This is a genomic window from Dongshaea marina (genome assembly GCF_003072645.1).
Lineage (GTDB): Bacteria > Pseudomonadota > Gammaproteobacteria > Enterobacterales > Aeromonadaceae > Dongshaea > Dongshaea marina.
The window spans coordinates 4,428,782-4,448,296 of sequence record NZ_CP028897.1 but is presented as its reverse complement, the minus strand read 5'-3'; the positions used below and the strand labels follow the sequence as shown (position 1 = coordinate 4,448,296).

The window sequence follows — 19,515 nt, the reverse complement described above, 5'->3', positions numbered from 1 at the left end:
TATGATAAATCTGGATCAGAGGTTGTATAAGGGGCTCTGGCGAAGCCCCTTATATCGAGTTAGTGTCAGGGTAAGGTAGCCGCAACTGGCTCCAACCAGAGCGACTCCCAGCCACAGGGAGGGAAGGGGGACATTAAACTCCTGCAGTAATGGGCTAGCCAGGGTATAGGTCAGGGTCGCGATCAAAGTCAGGCTGAGCAGAGCAGCCAGATAGTGCACGGAGCTTCTGTGGGCTAGTAGCCGCTGACACACTACCTTATCCAGCAGCAGCCAGATGATGGCCCCTTGCAGGAGTAGCGTCAGCAGAAAGCTACCGAGCGTTGGGCCAGAGTCTAAGGCTGTCATCAGCAAAACAATCAGCATGCCACCGAGCTGAACCCATGGGTTTTCCAGATAAGCTAACAGCCAGATACAACCTAGTGCCAGCGAGGTAATTAACAACTCCTGACTCATAGGAGCGGGGAGTTGCTGCCGGCAGAGGCATGCGGAAAACAGGCCAATAATGGAGGTTATCGCGAGGGTGTTGATATAGGTGTTGTCTCGTAGGTAGGCCAGGGTTAAAGCACAGATAGCGCTCAGTAGGAGGGCCGAGACGCTGATATTAAGATCATAGAGGTTCAGGGTTATGCCGGAGAACAATTGGGCCAAAATAGCGAGTATATTGACGACAGCAAGTCGACAGTTGTTCCAGACAAACTCCCTGTATCTTGGACTCACGGAAAGCTTTTTTATTGAGATAATAATTGCGTAGGATAGTGGAATATAAGCAACCGAGAGGCCAAAGCTCCATAGAAAATAGAATAGGGAGTTGCTATAGATTTCACCAAAGGGAGCGCTTGTCATTACAGTAAAGTAGTAATACAGACCAGCGAGGATAGAGGCAACAAATTGTGCAGAGAATGATGAAACGGTTGCTCTAAACCAGAAGCCATAGTTTCTAAGTTGCGTATAGATTAAGGAGAAAACGATGATGTCTATCGCTGACGATATAAAGGCATTCACACTTGCATAAGCAACATCAAAAGGAATGAAGCTCATTGTACTCAGAAAATTATTGCTTGATTCGTAATCAAGGTTTTCTGATAGGGCAAATATCCCTTTAAGTACAGCGGAGGATAGTAACAGGAGAAGCAATGCATGAAATATAATTTTCAGCCCTTTTTCTCTTCCGTAAAGCTCAGTAACACAATCTTCAAACACAAAAGTTAACGGGTAAATGATAAAGGATATCGGGGTGATTATTCCAAATGCGGTGAAAGTTCCTGCATCAGCTATACATGAAATAAAAATTGAGGCTATATATGCAGTAAAAAGAATAGGAATGAATAGAGCTCTGGAATAACTATAGACCGCAACACTACCTTTATTATTTGCGACTACGACCGAAGAGTCTTGCCCGGCGGCGGCATAGCCAATGCGGATCCTGTCCTGATCGCTGAACTGCTCGGTGAGTCCCTGGTTGACCAACTCGACCGGATTCATTTGTATGTTGGTTTGGGTTTTGAGATCGCGAAACAGCACTAGGTCGCCGCGCTCGGCAATCCAGCTGTAACGTGCTTTCCTTCGCAATCGTATCATAGGTATCCCACCTGCCCCGAAGCAGCCCATTGTATCCCGCAGTGAATGTTAAACAAAGTCATGCTATTGGCGGGCTATGAGAGTAGCAGAGGGAAGCCCCTCTGCTACAGGCTTGGTTAGCCTTGAGCCAGGTGAGTTCCTTCTATGCCTTCTAGCTGAAGTTTGGCCCAATGGGCTTCGTCATCAGCCTGGTGGGCGAGGAGCATGGTTTGAGTGCCTTCGATCATCAGGCGAATGCTTTGAAGTGCCTTGCTCTGGCGGCTGTCTGGGGTCAGGTTGGAGAGTAGGTGCTCATCGAGTTTCAGGTAGTCCACACTCAGCTCTCGAACATACTCCATCGCTTCAACCTGTCGGCCGACCCGACTGATACATAGCTTGCAACCCAGGGCATGCAGGGCAAAACTTGCCATCTTCAATGCACTAAGCTGTTCAGCGACTTCGGACTCGCGAATTTCAAAGATAAGTCGCTGGCGTATTTCCATCGGGTAGCCATACAGCTCTATGAGTAGCTGGCTCAGACTGGACTTATTGCTAAGCACGCCAGCGTGGGTATTCAGGCAGAGGTTTTCTTTACTGGTAAAGAGCACAGAGCAGGCCGCTTTAAGCTTAAGGTCTAGCAGTCCCAAAGAGAGCCCTGACTTTTCAGCCATCAGGCTAAGCTGCTCATCCTCCAGGGTATTGCCGCTGATCCCTTCAATCTTTGCCATAAAGTTGCTAAACAGCGTTTGGCCGAGGATATCCTGATATCGCTCCAGGCTAAATTCCAGGCGATTTTGATTGATACATAGTTGCAGGTGCTTTCGCCAGTTGCTCCAGCCGTGAGACTGTTTATAGATAAGTCCTTTCTCCTGCTGGTACCAGCAGCGATCGATCAGGCGGCGAGACAGGTGCAGCGCATATTCAGCCTGATTGAGGATCTCCTGCATTCTCTCCAGGTGAGTAAAGCTAACGGTTCCCATATGGAAAGGGCTATGATCTTCTGCCTGGCTAAAGTAGTTATACAGGGTGGAGCTGAACATGGAGGTCAGGTTCTGCGCCTGTAGCTCAGTGGTTTCAGGAAGCAGGATAGCGACAGTCTTGTGATCGTAACGGGCTACCAAATGCTTGGGCTGCTCACGCAGCAGGTGATGGATACTTAGGCTCAATAGCTTGAGGGTATCTTCATCCTGCAGTTCACCAAACTCGATGAGAAAGATGCTGCCGATCCCGACTTCCGGGTTATTAAGTTCAGCTTTCAAAGAGCGCTCAAAGATGTCGCGGGTTGCTATCTTCATCTCAGGGTATTTAAAGAGATTATTCCGGTAGCTACGATCCATCTGCAGGCGGCGCTCCTGCTTCTCCTCCTCATTTTGAATAAAAAGATCTAACTCCTGACGCTTACTCTGGGGCCACTCATCATCCGGGTTGTGATTCAAGCGGTAGAGTTGGTGGTTGTTGGCAAGCTCGCGACGGCGCTCCAAGAGTTGCGCGCCCTGTATTGCATGCTGGTAGCATTGCCAGCGACGAAACGCATAATAAAGCGCCAGTAGCAGGCCGCCTGCGAAAATAGACTGGGCCAGGTAATCCGGAGCCATACCACTAAATCCACCCACGGATAACTCGGTCTCATAGATGAGAACACCAACCACCAGGAAGGTGATGATCCCAAGAGGAACCAGCCAGCGGCTTGGTTCTTTGGAAAGTTTTTGGGTGATGGCTGTGTCCAGTACTAGCCAGATGATCAGCGCTTGTAACATCAGAGTAATAGCAACGCTTAGCGAGTCTAGCTCCATCTGGAGTGCTATAACTAAGATCAGGGTTACACCAACAGCAAGCTGTAGAGGGAGATTTCTCAGATAAGTGAGAACACAGATACAACATAAAATAATTGTATTAATCCATAGACTATCAGAAGATGGAATATGAAAGAGATCTCTGAGATATATTGCAACACCAAGCCCAACTATTGATATAGGAACTAGAGCTAATAGGTAAACGCTATCTTTTAAGTATGTCCAGCAAGTAACAGCGAGAAGAGTGAGAAGGATAATTGAAGTGCTGATATTTCCATCTAAAAATCTGAACGTCATCCCTGACGTTACTAGGGCAAGAATAGATATGCTGCTAGCGAGACTTAAGCACTGCGAGTTCCACTTGAATGTACGGTATTTTGAGTTAATTACCCTTTTTTTTTACAAATCCAATTATTGCGTATGCAAGTGGAAGATATAAAATGGAAAAGGATATATTAAAAGCCCATAGTAGCATTCCGTTATTGAATGCCTCTTTAAACGGTGTTGCAGAGTCTGGAATCAAATAAGTTACTATGAATGCACCTATAATAGATAGGAAAAATTGGGCAATGAAAGATGAAACAATAGATCTGAGCCAGAAACCATAGTTCCTAAAAAATTTAAAAAGAAATGAGAATACAAATAAATCAATAAGAGAGGCAATGGAAACAGCAAATGAACTAGCTAATAAGTCACCAGGGTAATACGAGAAGAAACCAAGAAATTCCTTGTCACTTGAGAGGTGCACAAGTAAAAAAAGAATAGCAGACAAAATCACAAGAAATACAAACGATTGGCAGATAAGTTTGATGCCTCTTGTGAAGCCATATAGCTCAGTAACACAATCTTCAAAAACAAAGCTCAGTGCACCAATAAAAAAAGACAGTGGAACAATGGAACCAAAGAAATTGACGCTAGAGGCATCCATGAAGCAGTTAATAACTATACTTACAACATAAGCAGTAAATAATAATGGAAGAAATAAAGTTCTTGCATAGTTATAAACCGCCACACTCCCTTTATTGTTGGCCACCACAATAGAGGAGTCTTTACGAGCAGCTGCATGCCCTATGGTTGCCCTGTCTTCATCGTTAAAAAGCTCGGTTAAGCCCTGGTTAACGATTTCTAACGGGTTCATTTGAAGGCGCTTTTGGGTTTTGATATCCTCGAACTCGATTGTGTCTCCTTGCTCCACAATCAGTTCGTAGCGAGCTTTTCTTCGCAACATGATGATCCAATGTCCTTGGCTAGTATGAAAAACGCGTCATTTTATACCCAGGCGTTCACCTTTCACAGTGATTCTTACTATTTTTTGTTCATTTTTTGTGAAACAGGTCGGTGGTTGATAGAACTTTTTGTCATCTATTATCGAATTAGAGATGAAATGAGAATCATTTAACTGATAGCAAGGGTCTCTTGCTTTGGTGATGGGTGGCTATAGGCTCGCAAGGCAAGGTACCCGGCACAGCCAAGGGTAATGCCAATGGCGATCCACAAGCCGTAAAAAGTGGGGCTGGTACTTGCCTGAAGTAGCTCAAACTCGATTGCATAAACCAGGCTGGCAACAATCAGTAGACTGATTCCTTGTTGTAGGAATTTCCACCTAGCCCGATGGTTCAGGAATCTTTGACTGAGTGCTTTATCCATGATCAACCAGCAGATAGCTCCCTGGAGAAGCAAGGTTACGGTAAATCCGGCAAAGCTTGGGCCAGAGTCTACCGCTATAATCGCTAGGATTAATCCGACTCCAGGTATTTGAAGTACCGGTATCTGTAAATAGCCAAGGACCCAAATACACCCAAGAGTTAATGCGGTGATGAGTAGCTCCTGAGACATCTGAGAGGGAAGTTGCTGACGAGTCAGGATAGCGATGATGATGCCTGCAATCGAGATCAATGCCAGAGAGTGTAAGTATGTGTCATCGCGAAGATAAGCCACAGTTAAGCTGGCGACGGCCGCTAAAATTAAAGCAGAGGTACTGATTTCAATACCAAAAAACTCCAGAGTAGTGCCACAAAGAGTTAATGCAAGAATAGCCATAATATTGGCAATGCAAAAACAAGTAGGCTTCCATGAGAAATGCCTATATTTTGGATTGATGCTTATGTTTTTCACAGCATAGATAATCAGATAGGATATCGGTAGATATAAGAATGAAAAGGCAATATTATAACACCAAAAAAGAAACATGATGTTATAGATTGAGCTAAATGGTGTAGTGGGAACTGTATATAAAATGATAAATCCACCGATAAAAGAGCAAACAGTCTGGGAGACACATGAAGATGCAAGCGATCTTATCCAGAAGCTTCTCCCATTTAGAAATCTGAATAGTTTAGAGAAAGTATATAGGTCAACAAATGAAGATATGAAATCATCTAGTGAGCTAGTTGAAAGGTCTCCGGATAAATAAGAGAATCTATCTTGAATAACAGAGTGTATTCCTGATTGACTAATAGAGCAGAATGTAAAGATTAACTTAATCAACAAAGATAATAAGAGGAGGATAAATAATCCCTTGGGGCGTTGTTTCCTAAATCCGAGTCTGATAATTGACTTGTACCCATTCAGGCAGCTTGCTGCCTGACAGGCATACCAAGCCCGATCACTTTGTTTAAAGCTTTAACTCCGGCCAAGGCTTCCCCAACCTGACCGTTATAACAACGTAAGCTCAGCTGTGGAGAATTGAGCTGTTTGTAGCGAGACATTGCTGTTTCTGCTAACGAGCGCTGATGGTAGTCGTTGTCATGCTTCCATTGTGAAAGCTGCCCATTTTTAAGCGCTTCGACAGCTTCATTTCTGGGATGATCTCCTTTCCAGTAAGCTGCATTACTGCGGGGAGGAATCGTTGGTTTACAACCCTTTCTCTGTAACAGTGCATAGCAAGCCTCTGTATCGTATGCACCATCTGCTGAGACTTGCTGTATCTTGCGTCGTAGTGGGTTTAATAAGGTCGGCAACACCTCGTTATCTCCAACACTATCAAGGCTGACCTCGGCTGCTATGATTTCATGAGTTTGAGCATCAACAGCCAGGTGGAGCTTGCGCCAAACTCGGCGCTTTTCTTTTCCGTGCTTGCGCATTTTCCACTCTCCCTCACCGTGGATTTTGAGCCCTGTCCCATCAACGACCACGTGAGCAACAGGGCCTCGGCTGGGGCGGCGATATTTTATCTCAACGGTCTTCGCTCGTTTGCTGATACAGCTATAAGTCGGTGACTTAAGAGGAACATTCATGAGCTGAAAGACCGAATCAAGGAATCCTTGCAACCCCCTCAGTGGAAGGCTGAATACTCCTTTGAGCATCAACGCGGTTTCGATAGCGGTATCACTGAACGTGAAGCCTCTTCCTCTGTCGCCATGGTGCTCCTGACAATGCCAGTTTTTGACTGCATTCTCATCCAACCAGAAGGTGATCGAGCCACGCTTTACCAATGCTTTATTGTATTGAGACCAGTTCTTGATTTTGCCGTTGGATTTACCCATTTGAAGCTTCCCATCATGACGATGGGAGATCAGATCTTGCTCAAACCAAAAGGTTCCATCGATTTAGGAAACAACGCCATCCCTTGGTGATCAATCTTAAGCCTGTACTGAACCCATATAGTTCAGTAACGCAATCTTCAAATACATAAACGAGGGGAAGGATTAGAAAAGATGTTGGAGTTTGTATATTGAAAATTGTTGTGCTGGATGCATCTAAGATACAGGATGCGAATATGCAAAGAATATAACCGGTAAATAGAATTGGAAAGAATAGGGTTCGGCTATAGCTATAAACTGCGATACTCCCTTTATTATTAGCGACAACAATGGAGTCATCTTGCGCAGCTGCGGCATAACCCACCTTGATCCTGTCCCGATCACTGAACTGTTCGATCAGTCCCTGATTGACCAATTCAACAGGATTCATCCGGGAGTCACTGCCGGTTTTGAGATTGCGAAATAGCACGAGATCGCCTTGCTCGGCGATTAGCTGATAGCGTGCCTTCCGTGTCAGTCTCATAGTCCGTTAAGTGAATTTATATCGGGCAGATCAGTCTAGCGCTTCTGCTGAGTGCTGCATAGCACTGAGAGATTGAGCGGGCAAAAATAGGGCATTTGCAGCAGACAAAGAGACCCGTATGTCAACCCGTCCCTTCCTGGTCTCAAGTGAGCCATGCTGCAAAGCTTTGCTTATGGGTGATCTGAGTGCCCATACCTCGAAAAAATAAGCTTCAACTTGCCTTTAAGACCTTACTCAAGAGCTGATTCGAAGAGAGATAGTTAATTCCCCGTGAGCGAGCACTGAGGCGAGCCGTAGGGGGTTGAAGTTGAGCAACAGGACGTTGTGTAAGCGTAGCCAGGCCATGGAAGGCCTGTCTACGTGGTACTTCAAGCTTCAGGTGAGCCGAGGATAAAGCGAGGTCCGGGGCGCCCCGGGAGATGCAAGAGGGTGCGGGCGAGCGCACCTTCTTGCCTGCCGCCGGTCAGCACCGGCATCTGCAGCGAAGCTGCAAATCAGTTGTGCGCAGCACAATTAAAATCACACTTAACCGATATGCGTCATCTCATTGAGAATAAACTCGGCAACCATCCCCTCGGTAGCAGCGACATAATCCTGCAGGTGTTGCGAGTTCATGTGTTGCTGCCATAGCTCACGGCTCTGCCAGTTTTCATAGAAAAGGAAAACCGCCGGGTCCTGATTATCCTGGTGCAGGTCGTACTGGATGCAACCCTCCTCTGCCCGGGTGGGTTCAATTAACTTGAGAAGCTCTTGTTTAACGCTTTCGCTGTGTTCGGTCTTTGCCACTATCTTGGCCACTATAGTGAGTTTGCTCATGATCTACCTCATTTAGATTTCGTTGAACCGATGAGTGAATTATGGTGGAAGAGCTTAAGATTAAAAACATGGTAATTATTGTTTGTTTGTCAAAAATATTTTGAGAATCGAGGCTTCTCAGGAGCCTTTAGTCAGGGGGAGTATAGAGGTGAGTGTTTAAGATGAATGGGTTACTCGCCCTATAGATAGAGAGAGTTTTAAATATATCTACAGACTCAAGGCATCATCCATGTTGCCCCATGGTCCGGGTATCCTCCCTGATACCCTATTTAAGCTCGGCGTCCAGCCTTTCGTTTAGTGCGGTGTTTTGAGCGCCTCTTCGAGCATGGGGGTTCGCCAGGCACTGTTAACCCCCCAGTAGAAGAAGAACACGCTGGCGAGGGCAACTACTGCCATGCCGTAACCAAAGGGCAGAATATCCAGTCCGCCAAACTCCTTGCTGCCGATATAGGAGAGCAGCATCATGGTCAGGAAATAGCAGAGCAACCAGGCACTGGCCTTCAGGTGTCGCATAAATCCATTCCAGCCACGCTTATTCTGGTAATAGGCGTAGATCACAAATCCCATCAGCAGAATGATGATCACCTTGCCGGTCAGCGGCCAGCGAGACCAGTAGAGCACCTCGGAGGAGATCGCAAAGGCGATGGGAGCCAGGATCTGCAGATAGCCCATCCGTACCGGACGTTCGGCATCCGGAGCGATTTTTCGAAGTGACATGGCCGACATAGGTCCTACCAGATAGGTGATGACGGTGGCGGCCGAGATGATCCCGGCAAGGTGTCCCCAGCCGCGGAACAGGTAGAGGAACAGAAAGCCAACCGCCAGGTTGGCCCACAGCGCCGGGCGCGGAATATGATAGCGCGGGTGCAGGGCCTGAAACTTGTGGGGCATGTGACCATGTTCACTCATGGCAAACAGCATTCGGGTGGTGGTGCCCATATAGGTGATACCTGTGCCCGAGGGTGATACAAAGGCATCCAGATACAGCAGCATCATCAAAAGGTTCAGGTTCAGGGCGATCGCCAGCTGGGCAAAGGGCGAACTGAAGTTCAGGTGCCAGCCGGACTTGCCCAGGGCACCGGGTTCAACCCCCCCGATAAAGGCGACCTGCAGCCCGATATAGAGGATAACCGCAAACAATGTGGTGAGGATGATCGCCAGCGGCAGATCCCGTTTGGGGTTTTTCGCTTCTCCGGCAAAGTGCATCGGACTTTGAAATCCGTTATAGGCAAAGACTATTCCTGCGGTTGCCACTGCGGTTAGGGGGCCAGCCCAACCGTAAGGGGCAAAGGCGTGATGAACCAGGGTAAAATTACTTTGGTGAAAGCCCGCGATCACTATAGAGCCCACCGCAAAGCAGGGGATCAGGATCTTGAAGGTAGTGATGGCATTTTGCGAGCGGGCAAACAGCGATAGTCCCCAGAAGTTCAGGGCAAAATAGACCAGCATTAGCACAGCAGCCAGGGCCAGCCCTGTGGTGCTCAAAGAGCCGGTTGCGACATTAAAAAGGTGCTCCGCCCAGGGCCACTTCCAGGAGGCCATATACTGGACCGAGGCTTCGGCCTCCACCGGGATCACTGTGACGATCGACAGCCAGGTGGCCCAGGCGGCCATGTAACCCACCACTGAACCATGGGTAAACTCCAGGTAGCGAACCGGGCCTCCGGCCTTGGGGAAGATGGTTGCTACTTCAACATAAGTCAGTGCTACCACCAGCACGGCAGCCCAGCCGATGATCCAGGAGATGATAGAGGCGGGGCCGGCGATCCGGGCAGCATGATAGGCACCAAACAGCCAACCGGATCCGATGACTGAGCCCATACCACTCATCAGTAGTGTCATTAATCCAAGTCGTCGGGGGGGAGCTTGTGTTATCGAAGAACTCATAAAAAGAACATCCTCTGCTGAAAATTGGGAAAGATCCTGAACGCTAACGATTCAGGCATATAAAATTTCAAATAAAGGCGTATTTCTGATTTATTATTCTAAAGAAGATACATCTGATATGTATTTTGAAAACAAACCGTTAACAATGGTTCGTCCGGCATTTGAACACGTTTGCAAAGAAAATACAAAAAAAATGCATAACTATAAGATTTACAAAGTGTAAGCGGGAGGTAACCTGTCACTGTCAGGGGTTTAGTAGTGCCAGCCGATGCTGGCTATTTTTTCGACCCATTGCCAGAAGGAGGCTTGAGTCATTATGCATGAACATTCGGGCAGTGCTTCGGCTGGATGAGTGCGCTACTTGTGGGCCCGGCCTTGAAGAACCACCCAATTTGATTATCTCAATCAAGGGGGGCTGCATCAGCAGAGCTCTTTTTCGGGGGAGTGATCCCGGTTACCGGGAGAATCTAAGCTAAGGTTACTCCTGGTCAGGCAAGCAGGAAAAGCCGCTTTCAGGTTGAAAAGTAGCCGTTTTCTTAGCAGATGCTTCGCCGAAGCTGGCTTGAGGCGATGCTTTTTCTTATTATGCTGGGAGTTTAATTTTGAGCAGAGACCGAGCTAAATATGGCTAAATCATTAACCATCATGCTTGCCCAGCTGAATCTGGTAGTGGGCGCGATCGAACAAAATGCCGAGAAGATGCTCGGGGTATTGGCTGATGCAGAGCAACAGGGCGCCGATCTGGTGGTGTATCCTGAGCTGGCATTAACCGGCTATCCCCCGAGGATCTGTTGTTGCGCGCAGACCTGATGCAGCGGGTTGAAAACGCCCTGGCGCTGATGCAGGCGCGCAGTGGTGAAACGGCGTTGCTGGTGGGGCATCCCTGGCGCGAAGAGGGTAAGCTCTATAATGCGGTCTCTTTACTGCATCAGGGCAAGGTGCTGGGACGTTACTTCAAGCAGAGCCTGCCGAACTACAGCGTGTTTGATGAAAAACGCTATTTCGTCGAGGGTAACGGCACCCTGGTGGTTGATTTTAAGGGAGTGAAGCTGGGTCTTTTGATCTGTGAAGATCTGTGGATTGATGCCCCGGTGCAGGATGCCAAGCGCCAGGGCGCCGAAATCCTGGTTTCTATCAATGCATCCCCCTTCCACCAGGATAAACCCTGGATCCGCAAAGATTTGATGAAACAGCGTTGCCAGGAGACCAATCTACCCCTGGTCTATCTCAACCAGATCTGTGGTCAGGATGAGCTTATTTTTGATGGACGATCCAAGGTGTTCAACCGTGCAGGAGTGCTGACTCACAGGCTGGCTCCCTTTCAGGAGGAGTGTCAGCTGGTTGAGTTTGTTGATGCTGAGCCTCAGGTTGATGTGCTACCGGTGCCGGCCAAGAAGTATGAAGAGGCAGACATCTACCAGGCCCTGGTTCTGGCGGTGCGCGATTATGTGAATAAAAACGGCTTTGCCGGTGCCGTGCTGGGGCTTTCCGGCGGGATTGACTCGGCCCTGACCATGGCGATCGCCGTCGATGCTCTGGGAGCCGATCGGGTGCAGGCGGTGATGATGCCATTTCGCTATACCTCACAGATGAGTGTCGAGGACGCCAAGGCCCAGGCTGAGCGCCAGGGAGTGCAGTTTGATATCGTGCCAATTGAGCCTATGTTTGATAGCTTCATGCAGCAGCTCAATCCTCTGTTTGAGAACAGCGAGCGTGACACCACAGAGGAGAACCTGCAGGCACGCTGTCGGGGCGTTCTTTTGATGGCTATCTCCAACAAGCATCGCAAGCTGGTGCTGACCACGGGCAATAAGAGCGAGGTAGCGGTCGGCTATTCGACTCTGTATGGTGATATGGCGGGTGGTTTTGATGTGCTCAAGGATGTTCCAAAAACTCTGGTGTATCGTCTGGCTCGCTACTGTAACCGTGACCAGGAGATCATTCCGGATCGGGTGATCACACGTCCCCCATCGGCTGAGCTGGCTCCGGATCAGGTGGATCAGGATAGCCTGCCCCTTACGATGTATTGGATACAATTTTGCAGCGTTATGTGGAGCAGGATGCTTCGGTTGAGGAGATTGTTGCCGAAGGTTTTGATGAAGCAACGGTGCGCCGGGTGGTTCGCCTGGTGGATCTCAATGAATATAAGCGACGCCAGGCTCCGATTGGGCCGCGGATCACTCCCCGTAACTTTGGTAAAGATCGACGTTACCCGATTACCTCGGGGTTCGGACGACATAACTGGTAAGGATGAACCATGAAAAAGATTGAGGCGATCATCAAGCCCTTTAAGCTCGATGATGTTCGGGAGGCTCTCTCCGAAGTCGGGATCACCGGGATGACAGTGACCGAGGTGAAGGGGTTTGGCCGGCAGAAGGGGCATACCGAGCTATATCGCGGGGCCGAATATATGGTGGACTTTCTCCCCAAGATGAAGATTGAGCTGGTGATCCCCGATGAGGAGCTGGAGGCTTGCCTCGAGGCGATTCAGAATACGGCGCGTACCGGTAAGATAGGTGACGGAAAGATCTTCGTCTGTGAAATTGAGCAGGTGATCCGAATTCGTACCGGCGAAGAGAACGAAGACGCCCTGTGATCCACGGCAGGTACCGAGCCTGGGCGCTCCGGGCTCAGCACCTGTGGTGGAAGAGCGGGAGCCCCCTAAGCGAGATGAGTTGATTTGATGCTAAAACGTTCAGTGATAGTCTTGGTGTTACTGACGCTGCTGAGTAGCTGCAGCTCACTGCCCGATAACCCCCATAATATTTGCGACATCTTTCGGCAAAATCGTAGCTGGTATGATGCGGCGATGGATATGAATCATAAGTGGGGGGTTCCGGTTCAGGTGCCCATGGCAATGATGTTTCAGGAGAGTAGCTTTCGCGATGATGCCAAGCCGCCGATGGATTACTTCTTAGGTTTTATTCCGATCGGGCGGGTGAGCTCCGCCTATGGCTATGCCCAGGCGATGGATCCAGCCTGGGAGCAGTATCAGCGTGAAACTGGCAACTACAGTGGCGATCGGGATGACTTTGCCGATGCCATCGACTTCATGGGTTGGTATATCACCAAGACCAATAAGATTAATAAGGTATCCAAGTGGAATGCCTACGCCCAATATCTGAACTACCATGAAGGGTGGGGTGGGTATAAGCGTGGCAGTTATCGCAACAAGGCCTGGCTCATCAAGACAGCCAAGCGGGTTCAAAAACGCGCCGAAACCTACGGAGCACAGTTTCGTTCCTGCCAGGAAGAGCTCAGCCATGGTTGGCTTTGGAGGCTGTTCTTTGGCTAGTCTCGGTGGAGAGCTCAGATGCCATTGCTGGACAGTTTTACCGTTGATCACACCAAAATGCAGGCCCCCGCGGTGCGGGTGGCCAAATCCCTTCACACTCCCTCCGGAGATTGTATAACCGTCTTTGATCTACGCTTCTGCGTGCCTAATCAGGAGGCTCTGTCTCAGGAGGGGATCCATACCTTTGAGCACCTATTTGCCGGCTTCATGCGCAACCATCTTGATGGCAAGAGCGTCGAGATCATCGATATCTCCCCCATGGGATGTCGCACCGGTTTTTATATGAGCCTCATCGGCTCCCCCTCGGAGCAGCAGGTGGCTGATGCCTGGCTGGCATCGGCAAAGGATATTCTCCAGGTGGCAGATCCGTCCAAGCTTCCCGAGGTTAACCGCTATCAGTGCGGCAGCTATCAGATGCACTCCCTTGAAGATGCTCAAAATATCGCCCGCAAGATCCTTGAGCGCGGGATCGGCATCAACTGCAATGATGAGCTCAAGCTACCTCCAGAGATCCTTAGCAAACTTTAGAGGGAGGAGTGGCATCTCAGCCGTGCAGTGTCCTTAATAGGGTCCATACTATAGAGAGTGTTCCTGCTTGATAGATGGATGCTGTTATGGGCATGGATGATTTTCGCCAATCTGCCGCTTACCTGAAGCAGGTTGTCCCCCTGATGATGAAATATCAGATCCCGGCAACCCCCTGTAACTATACCCTCTGGTATACCTATGTCTCAGAAGAGAAACCTGAGCTCAACCGGGCTATTGACGAAAAGCTCCAGGACACGGGCCTTATTAGCGAGGTGACCTGTAACACTCTCTATCAGGCCCATGTCGAGCAGGAATCTCAGGCCAACATGGAGCAGCTACGCCAGAGTCTTGAGGCGATGACCAGTGAAATGTTTCACACCATGAAAGATACCCTTAGCGATACGGATGACTTCCAGAATATGCTGAACAAGCGCTTTGCCTCGCTGGAGCACTTTGAAGAGCAGGGGATGTCACTGGATGAAACGGTTGGGGTGATCCGCGAGCTGGTGAGTGGCTCGGCGCATATTCAAAAGGTCACAAGTCACTTTCATAAGCAGCTGGCCGAGGCGCAGCAGGAGATAGAGCAGTTGCGCAATGCCCTGCAGGAGAGCCGTAAACAGGCATCTCACGATGCACTGACCCAGCTCTTGAACAGGCGCAGCTTTGATCAGGAGCTGGAATCATTTCATCAGCAGAGCCAGCTTTATTCCCTGGTGCTGGTCGATATCGATCACTTTAAGGCATTCAATGATGAATATGGCCATCAGCTTGGGGATCTGGTGCTCAAGATGGTTGCCCGGCGCCTGCAGGATAGCTGTAAGGAGGGGATCCAGGCCTATCGTTACGGGGGGGAGGAGTTTGCCTTGGTGGCGCCCGGTAAAAAGCTGATGGTGGCGCGCCAGTTTGCCGAGAGCGTTCGCCGCGGTCTGGAGAAGCTGTCGATTCAGGATAGGCGAACCGGTAAGAAGGTCGACAAGATCACTGCCTCGTTCGGGGTAGCTGAGTTTAGCAAGGGGGACACTGTCGCCAAGGTGATCGAGCGTGCCGACGAACAGCTCTACAAGGCCAAGGAGCTGGGGCGTAACCGGGTGATGCCGATCTCGGTGTGAAGGGGATGCCTGCCTTAAAAGGAGCATGACTGGAGTGTCCCTTCATCATAAGGGTCTTTCTTAGCTCGGTGGCGCCGATTCATGGAGACCTGATCCTGTCCGGCATATAACCGCTCGTTGTCTTGCTAGAGCATTTTCTCCATAAATGGAGTCAATACTGTGATTAATCTCGGGCTTTGCAGACGGACTCGCAGTGCCCTCCCTGGAGCTCTACTGCAGCATCCATGCTGCAGAGGGTCAGCTTAGCAAAGCCAGAAATTCTTTATCTCAGGCTGAAGTGATGACCCTGGTTAGTCCGAAAGAGCTCTAGCCCAGGATGCCCTGTGTCTCGCTTCATTACCCTCTGGGATGGTCACCATGGGTTGGCTCAACTTAATTCATTTTTCATGCCTTTTCTTGAATTCTTAACGACCATGTAAGGGTTGTATAGCTTAATAATCGAACATGATACGGAGCTATTGCATTAATATTGGATTGTTAAAATTATTTATCATTTTCACTTTTCAGGATTTTATGCGCGATTGGCCACTTTTCCTAAATTTTTATGCATTACCTTGACTGCTAATCTACTTCTAACTTGCTGTTTTTATGTTGAATATAAAAAAACAGTGATCAGAGCTGCATAGCTATATATTCATCATTAGCTCTCTTTTTGCCTGAAAATTTATTCCGTAAATTATTTATTGGTATTAGTTATGCCTAAAACCCGGCTAAATATTCACAATGCTGCTTTGTGAAAAATAAAGGGTCAAATTAATCAATGAGTTATGGGCGCATGGCTTGCCGGTTTAGTATTGTGATGTGCGAATTAACATATTCTATTCCTGGTGATTATCTCTTTATGACTGCATATATAGTCGAAAAAGTGACTAGGGCGAATTTAATTTTTGTGTGACTTGTCAAAATTTATAAGAGATAAAAGTGAATAGCTTGTTGATTGTGACCTGTTTCACGGTTTACCCGGTTATCTAGGTCTAGTCTTCGGGCCACACGGTTGAGACCGCAAGTGAATGCCACAAGTTATCCAAACTGCATCCTCACTTCCCGGTCAGACCCTTGGATTTGAACACAGGTGGCAGGAGGCCATCTGTAGTCAGCAGGAAGCCTAATAGAGGACAGGTACTAACCATGAGCACGTTTTATGTAGGTTCTGAGATTGGTCAACTTCGTCGCGTACTTCTTCATCGACCGGAGCTAAGCCTGAAGAGATTAACACCATCAAACTGCCAGGATTTGTTGTTTGATGATGTGCTGTCGGTTGAGCGGGCGGGCGAAGAGCACGACCAGTTTGCTCAGGTACTCAGGGATCAGGATGTTGAGGTTTTCCTGCTGCGTGATGTCTTGGCTGAAACCCTGGCCATTGCAGAAGCCAAAGAGTGGTTACTGGCCAATCAGGTTTCAGATTATCGTTTGGGTCCATCGTTTGCCAATGATGTGCGTCGCTACCTGAGCGAGCTGCCAAATACCGAGATCGCCAGCATCATGATCGGTGGCCTGACCTTCGGTGAGATGCCATTTAGCGGCGTCAACATGGTGCAGGGAATGGCAAATGAGAGCGATTTCATCATCAACCCGCTGCCAAACCACCTGTTTACCCGCGACACCTCATGCTGGGTTTATGGCGGGGTTTCTATCAACCCGATGGCAAAACCGGCTCGTCAGCGTGAAACCAACAACCTCAAGGCGATCTATCGCTGGCATCCCATGTTCAAAGATGCGGACTTCATCAAGTATTACGGGGATGAGGAACGCAACTATGATAACTCCAGCATCGAGGGTGGAGATGTCGAGGTCATAGGTAACGGTGCTGTGCTGATCGGTATGTCCGAGCGGACCACGCCTCAGGGGGTTGAGCACCTGGCCCGTCAGCTGTTTAAGCATGAGCAGGCCAAGCAGGTAATTGCCATTGAGCTGCCTCATCATCGCTCCTGCATGCACTTAGATACAGTGATGACTCACATGGATTACGACACCTTCTCCGTCTATCCGGAAGTGGTTCGTAAAGATGTGAAGTGCTGGAGCCTGACTCCGGGCACGGCTGGCAATCTCAGCGTCAAAGAGAAAGGTTACTTTGTGACCGCCATTGAGAAAGCGCTGGGTGTTGATCAGCTCAAACTCATCACCACAGGTGGCGACAGTTTCGAGGCCGAGCGTGAGCAGTGGAATGACGCCAATAACGTATTGACGGTTCGCCCCGGTGTGGTTGTGGGCTATGAGCGCAACGTTTACACCAACGAGAAATACGATAAGGCGGGGATCACTGTACTGCCCATCCCTGGTGATGAACTCGGTCGTGGTCGCGGAGGCGCTCGCTGCATGAGCTGTCCTCTGGAGCGTGACGGTCTCTAATTCAGGATGTGGGGCTTAAGGCCCCACTGTCTCAGCCCTATTCAAAGAAGTAATCATTATGAGCAAGAAAACAGTTGTAGTGGCTCTGGGGGGAAATGCCCTGCTGCGTCGCGGTGAGCCACTTGAAGCAGATATCCAACGTAAAAATATAGCGGTAGCAGCCAAGACCATCAGTGAGATCGCCAAAGAATATAACGTGGTTCTGGTTCATGGTAATGGCCCTCAGGTGGGGCTGCTGGCACTGCAAAATAATGCCTATGACAAGGTTTCTCCCTATCCTTTGGATGTCCTGGGAGCAGAATCCCAGGGGATGATCGGTATCATGTTGGTTCAGGAGCTCAAGAACCTGATGCCGGAGCAGGATGTGACAGCCCTGCTGACCCAGGTGCAGGTGAACTCAGATGATCCTGCCTTTGAAAATCCAACCAAATTTATCGGCCCTGTTTACTCCGAGGCAGAAGCTAAGTCTCTGGCCGAGGCCAAGGGCTGGGTGGTCAAACCAGATGGAAAATTCTTCCGCCGGGTTGTGCCATCGCCATTGCCACAGCATATTGTAGAGGGTGATGCGATTGAGGCCCTTATTGGTCGCGATCATTTGGTGATCTGTACCGGTGGCGGCGGTGTTCCTGTCACTATCAATAATCAGCAGATTACTGGTATTGAAGCGGTCATCGATAAGGATATGTCGGCAGCCTTCCTGGCCCGGCAGATCAAGGCCGATCACCTGTTGATCCTGACCGATGCCGATGCGGTATACCTGGACTGGGGCAAAGAGACTCAGCGTGCGCTGCATCAGGCGACTCCGGCAGAGCTTGCCGAAATTCCGTTTGATGCCGGCTCCATGGGGCCCAAGATCGAAGCATCCTGTGAGTTTGTAAAAGCAACCGGTGGCAAGGTAGGGATTGGCGCTCTGGAAGATGGTCTGGCCATCCTTCGGGGTGACAAGGGCACAACCATTGCGACCGACTAAATAAATCGAAGATACCCAATTTAATGAGACTCACCGCGGTGAGTCGTCTGAATGAGAGAGAATTTATTATGGCTTTTAATCTGCGTAACCGTCACTTCCTGAAACTGCTGGACTTCACCACTGCCGAGATCGCTCACATGATCGATCTGTCCATCGAGCTGAAAAAGGCTAAGTATGCAGGATGTGAGCAGCCACGGCTGCAGGGCAAAAATATTGCACTGATCTTTGAGAAGAGCTCCACCCGTACCCGCTGTGCCTTTGAGGTTGCCGCTTACGATCAGGGTGCCAAGGTCACCTATCTTGGCCCATCCGGCTCACAGATTGGCCACAAGGAGTCGATGAAAGATACCGCTCGTGTGCTGGGCCGTATGTATGACGGCATTGAGTACCGTGGCTTTGGCCAGGAAATTGTTGAGGATCTTGCCGCCAATGCGGGTGTTCCTGTGTGGAATGGCCTGACCGATGAGTTCCATCCCACTCAGATCCTGGCGGACTTCATGACCATGCTGGAGCACGGCAACGGCAAGCGTCTGAACCAGATCAAGTTTGCCTACCTGGGTGATGCTCGCAACAACATGGGGAACTCCCTGATGGTTGGCGCCGCCAAGATGGGGATGGATATTCGCCTGGTGGCTCCTAAGGCTTACTGGCCGGAAGATGAGCTGGTGGCTAAGTGCCGTGAGGTGGCGGCCGAGACCGGCGGTAAGATCACCCTGACCGAAGATGTTCAGGAAGGGGTGCAGGGCACCGACTACCTGTATACCGACGTTTGGGTATCCATGGGTGAGCCTGAGTCTGCCTGGGCTGAGCGGATCAAGCTGATGAAGCCATATCAGGTCAACATGGATGTCATCAAGGCAACCGGCAACCCGGATGTGAAGTTCATGCACTGTCTGCCTGCGTTCCACAACGAAGAGACAACCGTGGGCCGCGAAATCGAAGAGAAGTTCGGCATGAAGGGCCTGGAAGTAACTGAGGACGTTTTTGAGTCCAAGCACTCCATCGTCTTTGATGAGGCAGAAAACCGCATGCATACCATCAAGGCTGTGATGGTTGCAACTTTGGGAGCCTAATCTCTCCTCTATTAAGCCGAGGCCCAGGGTCTCGGCTTTTTTATCCCTTCAGGATGTTTGAGTACCTTTCTCAACGGGATCACTGAGCCTGTTGAAGCATGAAGTTTAAAGAGTTGCGGTGTGTGATGTAACC

General features: G+C 49.4%; 14 protein-coding genes and 1 pseudogene. 8 read left to right on the top strand and 7 right to left on the bottom strand.

Annotation, left to right across the window (positions count from 1 at the left end; translation table 11 throughout):
• Nucleotides 1-15: 15 nt before the first annotated feature.
• The 7 genes from DB847_RS20765 to DB847_RS20730 form a co-directional block, all read right to left on the bottom strand.
• Entirely contained in the window at nt 16-1,578 is a 1,563-nt protein-coding gene (locus DB847_RS20765; protein WP_159084779.1) for a queuosine precursor transporter, read from the bottom strand.
• Between the two features lie 116 nt (nt 1,579-1,694).
• Nucleotides 1,695-3,350: an EAL domain-containing protein gene (locus DB847_RS20760; protein ID WP_159084778.1), complete on the bottom strand. Its 1,656-nt coding sequence runs from the start codon at nt 3,348-3,350 to the stop codon at nt 1,695-1,697.
• Between the two features lie 382 nt (nt 3,351-3,732).
• Nucleotides 3,733-4,578 (bottom strand): VUT family protein, encoded by an 846-nt coding sequence (locus tag DB847_RS20755; protein ID WP_108652384.1) that lies wholly within the window; start codon nt 4,576-4,578, stop codon nt 3,733-3,735.
• A gap of 167 nt (nt 4,579-4,745) precedes the next feature.
• Nucleotides 4,746-5,837, bottom strand: coding sequence for a VUT family protein (locus DB847_RS20750; RefSeq protein ID WP_159084777.1), 1,092 nt, complete (start codon nt 5,835-5,837; stop codon nt 4,746-4,748).
• Nucleotides 5,838-5,917: 80 nt separating this feature from the next.
• Nucleotides 5,918-6,835 (bottom strand): IS5 family transposase, encoded by a 918-nt coding sequence (locus DB847_RS20745; protein ID WP_108648954.1) that lies wholly within the window; start codon nt 6,833-6,835, stop codon nt 5,918-5,920.
• Between the two features lie 1,045 nt (nt 6,836-7,880).
• Nucleotides 7,881-8,171: a putative quinol monooxygenase gene (locus tag DB847_RS20735; protein WP_108652381.1), complete on the bottom strand. Its 291-nt coding sequence runs from the start codon at nt 8,169-8,171 to the stop codon at nt 7,881-7,883.
• 294 nt (nt 8,172-8,465) lie between these two features.
• A complete protein-coding gene (locus DB847_RS20730) occupies nt 8,466-10,058 on the bottom strand; it encodes an APC family permease (RefSeq protein WP_108652380.1) in 1,593 nt (530 codons plus the stop codon).
• 624 nt (nt 10,059-10,682) lie between these two features.
• Here DB847_RS20730 and DB847_RS20725 point away from each other — a divergent pair.
• From DB847_RS20725 to DB847_RS20690, 8 genes and pseudogenes are all read left to right on the top strand, one after another.
• Nucleotides 10,683-12,306: pseudogene (locus DB847_RS20725) on the top strand (NAD+ synthase).
• 9 nt (nt 12,307-12,315) lie between these two features.
• On the top strand, nt 12,316-12,654 hold the full coding sequence (gene glnB, locus DB847_RS20720) for a nitrogen regulatory protein P-II (RefSeq protein ID WP_108652379.1): 339 nt from the start codon (nt 12,316-12,318) through the stop codon (nt 12,652-12,654).
• Nucleotides 12,655-12,741: 87 nt separating this feature from the next.
• Nucleotides 12,742-13,353: a transglycosylase SLT domain-containing protein gene (locus DB847_RS20715; RefSeq protein ID WP_108652378.1), complete on the top strand. Its 612-nt coding sequence runs from the start codon at nt 12,742-12,744 to the stop codon at nt 13,351-13,353.
• 18 nt (nt 13,354-13,371) lie between these two features.
• Nucleotides 13,372-13,881 (top strand): S-ribosylhomocysteine lyase, encoded by a 510-nt coding sequence (gene luxS, locus DB847_RS20710; protein ID WP_108652377.1) that lies wholly within the window; start codon nt 13,372-13,374, stop codon nt 13,879-13,881.
• 86 nt (nt 13,882-13,967) lie between these two features.
• Nucleotides 13,968-14,990 carry a GGDEF domain-containing protein gene (locus DB847_RS20705; protein WP_108652376.1) on the top strand — a complete coding sequence of 341 codons (1,023 nt, stop codon included), beginning with the start codon at nt 13,968-13,970 and terminating at the stop codon, nt 14,988-14,990.
• A gap of 1,128 nt (nt 14,991-16,118) precedes the next feature.
• Nucleotides 16,119-17,339 carry an arginine deiminase gene (gene arcA / locus DB847_RS20700; RefSeq protein ID WP_108652375.1) on the top strand — a complete coding sequence of 407 codons (1,221 nt, stop codon included), beginning with the start codon at nt 16,119-16,121 and terminating at the stop codon, nt 17,337-17,339.
• 58 nt (nt 17,340-17,397) lie between these two features.
• Nucleotides 17,398-18,309, top strand: a complete 912-nt coding sequence (gene arcC / locus DB847_RS20695; RefSeq protein ID WP_108652374.1) for a carbamate kinase — start codon at nt 17,398-17,400, stop codon at nt 18,307-18,309.
• Between the two features lie 68 nt (nt 18,310-18,377).
• Nucleotides 18,378-19,382, top strand: coding sequence for an ornithine carbamoyltransferase (locus tag DB847_RS20690; protein WP_108652373.1), 1,005 nt, complete (start codon nt 18,378-18,380; stop codon nt 19,380-19,382).
• Nucleotides 19,383-19,515: the final 133 nt, after the last annotated feature.

What these genes read in the sequence shown, in the direction of transcription:
- DB847_RS20730 (WP_108652380.1), bottom strand. Translation starts at nt 10,058, where the DNA reads ATGAGTTCTTCGATAACACAAGCTCCCCCCCGACGACTTGGATTAATG.
- luxS (WP_108652377.1), top strand. Translation starts at nt 13,372, where the DNA reads ATGCCATTGCTGGACAGTTTTACCGTTGATCACACCAAAATGCAGGCC.
- DB847_RS20745 (WP_108648954.1), bottom strand. Translation starts at nt 6,835, where the DNA reads ATGGGTAAATCCAACGGCAAAATCAAGAACTGGTCTCAATACAATAAA.
- DB847_RS20715 (WP_108652378.1), top strand. Translation starts at nt 12,742, where the DNA reads ATGCTAAAACGTTCAGTGATAGTCTTGGTGTTACTGACGCTGCTGAGT.
- arcC (WP_108652374.1), top strand. Translation starts at nt 17,398, where the DNA reads ATGAGCAAGAAAACAGTTGTAGTGGCTCTGGGGGGAAATGCCCTGCTG.
- arcA (WP_108652375.1), top strand. Translation starts at nt 16,119, where the DNA reads ATGAGCACGTTTTATGTAGGTTCTGAGATTGGTCAACTTCGTCGCGTA.
- DB847_RS20735 (WP_108652381.1), bottom strand. Translation starts at nt 8,171, where the DNA reads ATGAGCAAACTCACTATAGTGGCCAAGATAGTGGCAAAGACCGAACAC.
- DB847_RS20760 (WP_159084778.1), bottom strand. Translation starts at nt 3,350, where the DNA reads ATGGAGCTAGACTCGCTAAGCGTTGCTATTACTCTGATGTTACAAGCG.
- DB847_RS20765 (WP_159084779.1), bottom strand. Translation starts at nt 1,578, where the DNA reads ATGATACGATTGCGAAGGAAAGCACGTTACAGCTGGATTGCCGAGCGC.
- DB847_RS20705 (WP_108652376.1), top strand. Translation starts at nt 13,968, where the DNA reads ATGGGCATGGATGATTTTCGCCAATCTGCCGCTTACCTGAAGCAGGTT.
- DB847_RS20690 (WP_108652373.1), top strand. Translation starts at nt 18,378, where the DNA reads ATGGCTTTTAATCTGCGTAACCGTCACTTCCTGAAACTGCTGGACTTC.
- DB847_RS20755 (WP_108652384.1), bottom strand. Translation starts at nt 4,578, where the DNA reads ATGTTGCGAAGAAAAGCTCGCTACGAACTGATTGTGGAGCAAGGAGAC.
- glnB (WP_108652379.1), top strand. Translation starts at nt 12,316, where the DNA reads ATGAAAAAGATTGAGGCGATCATCAAGCCCTTTAAGCTCGATGATGTT.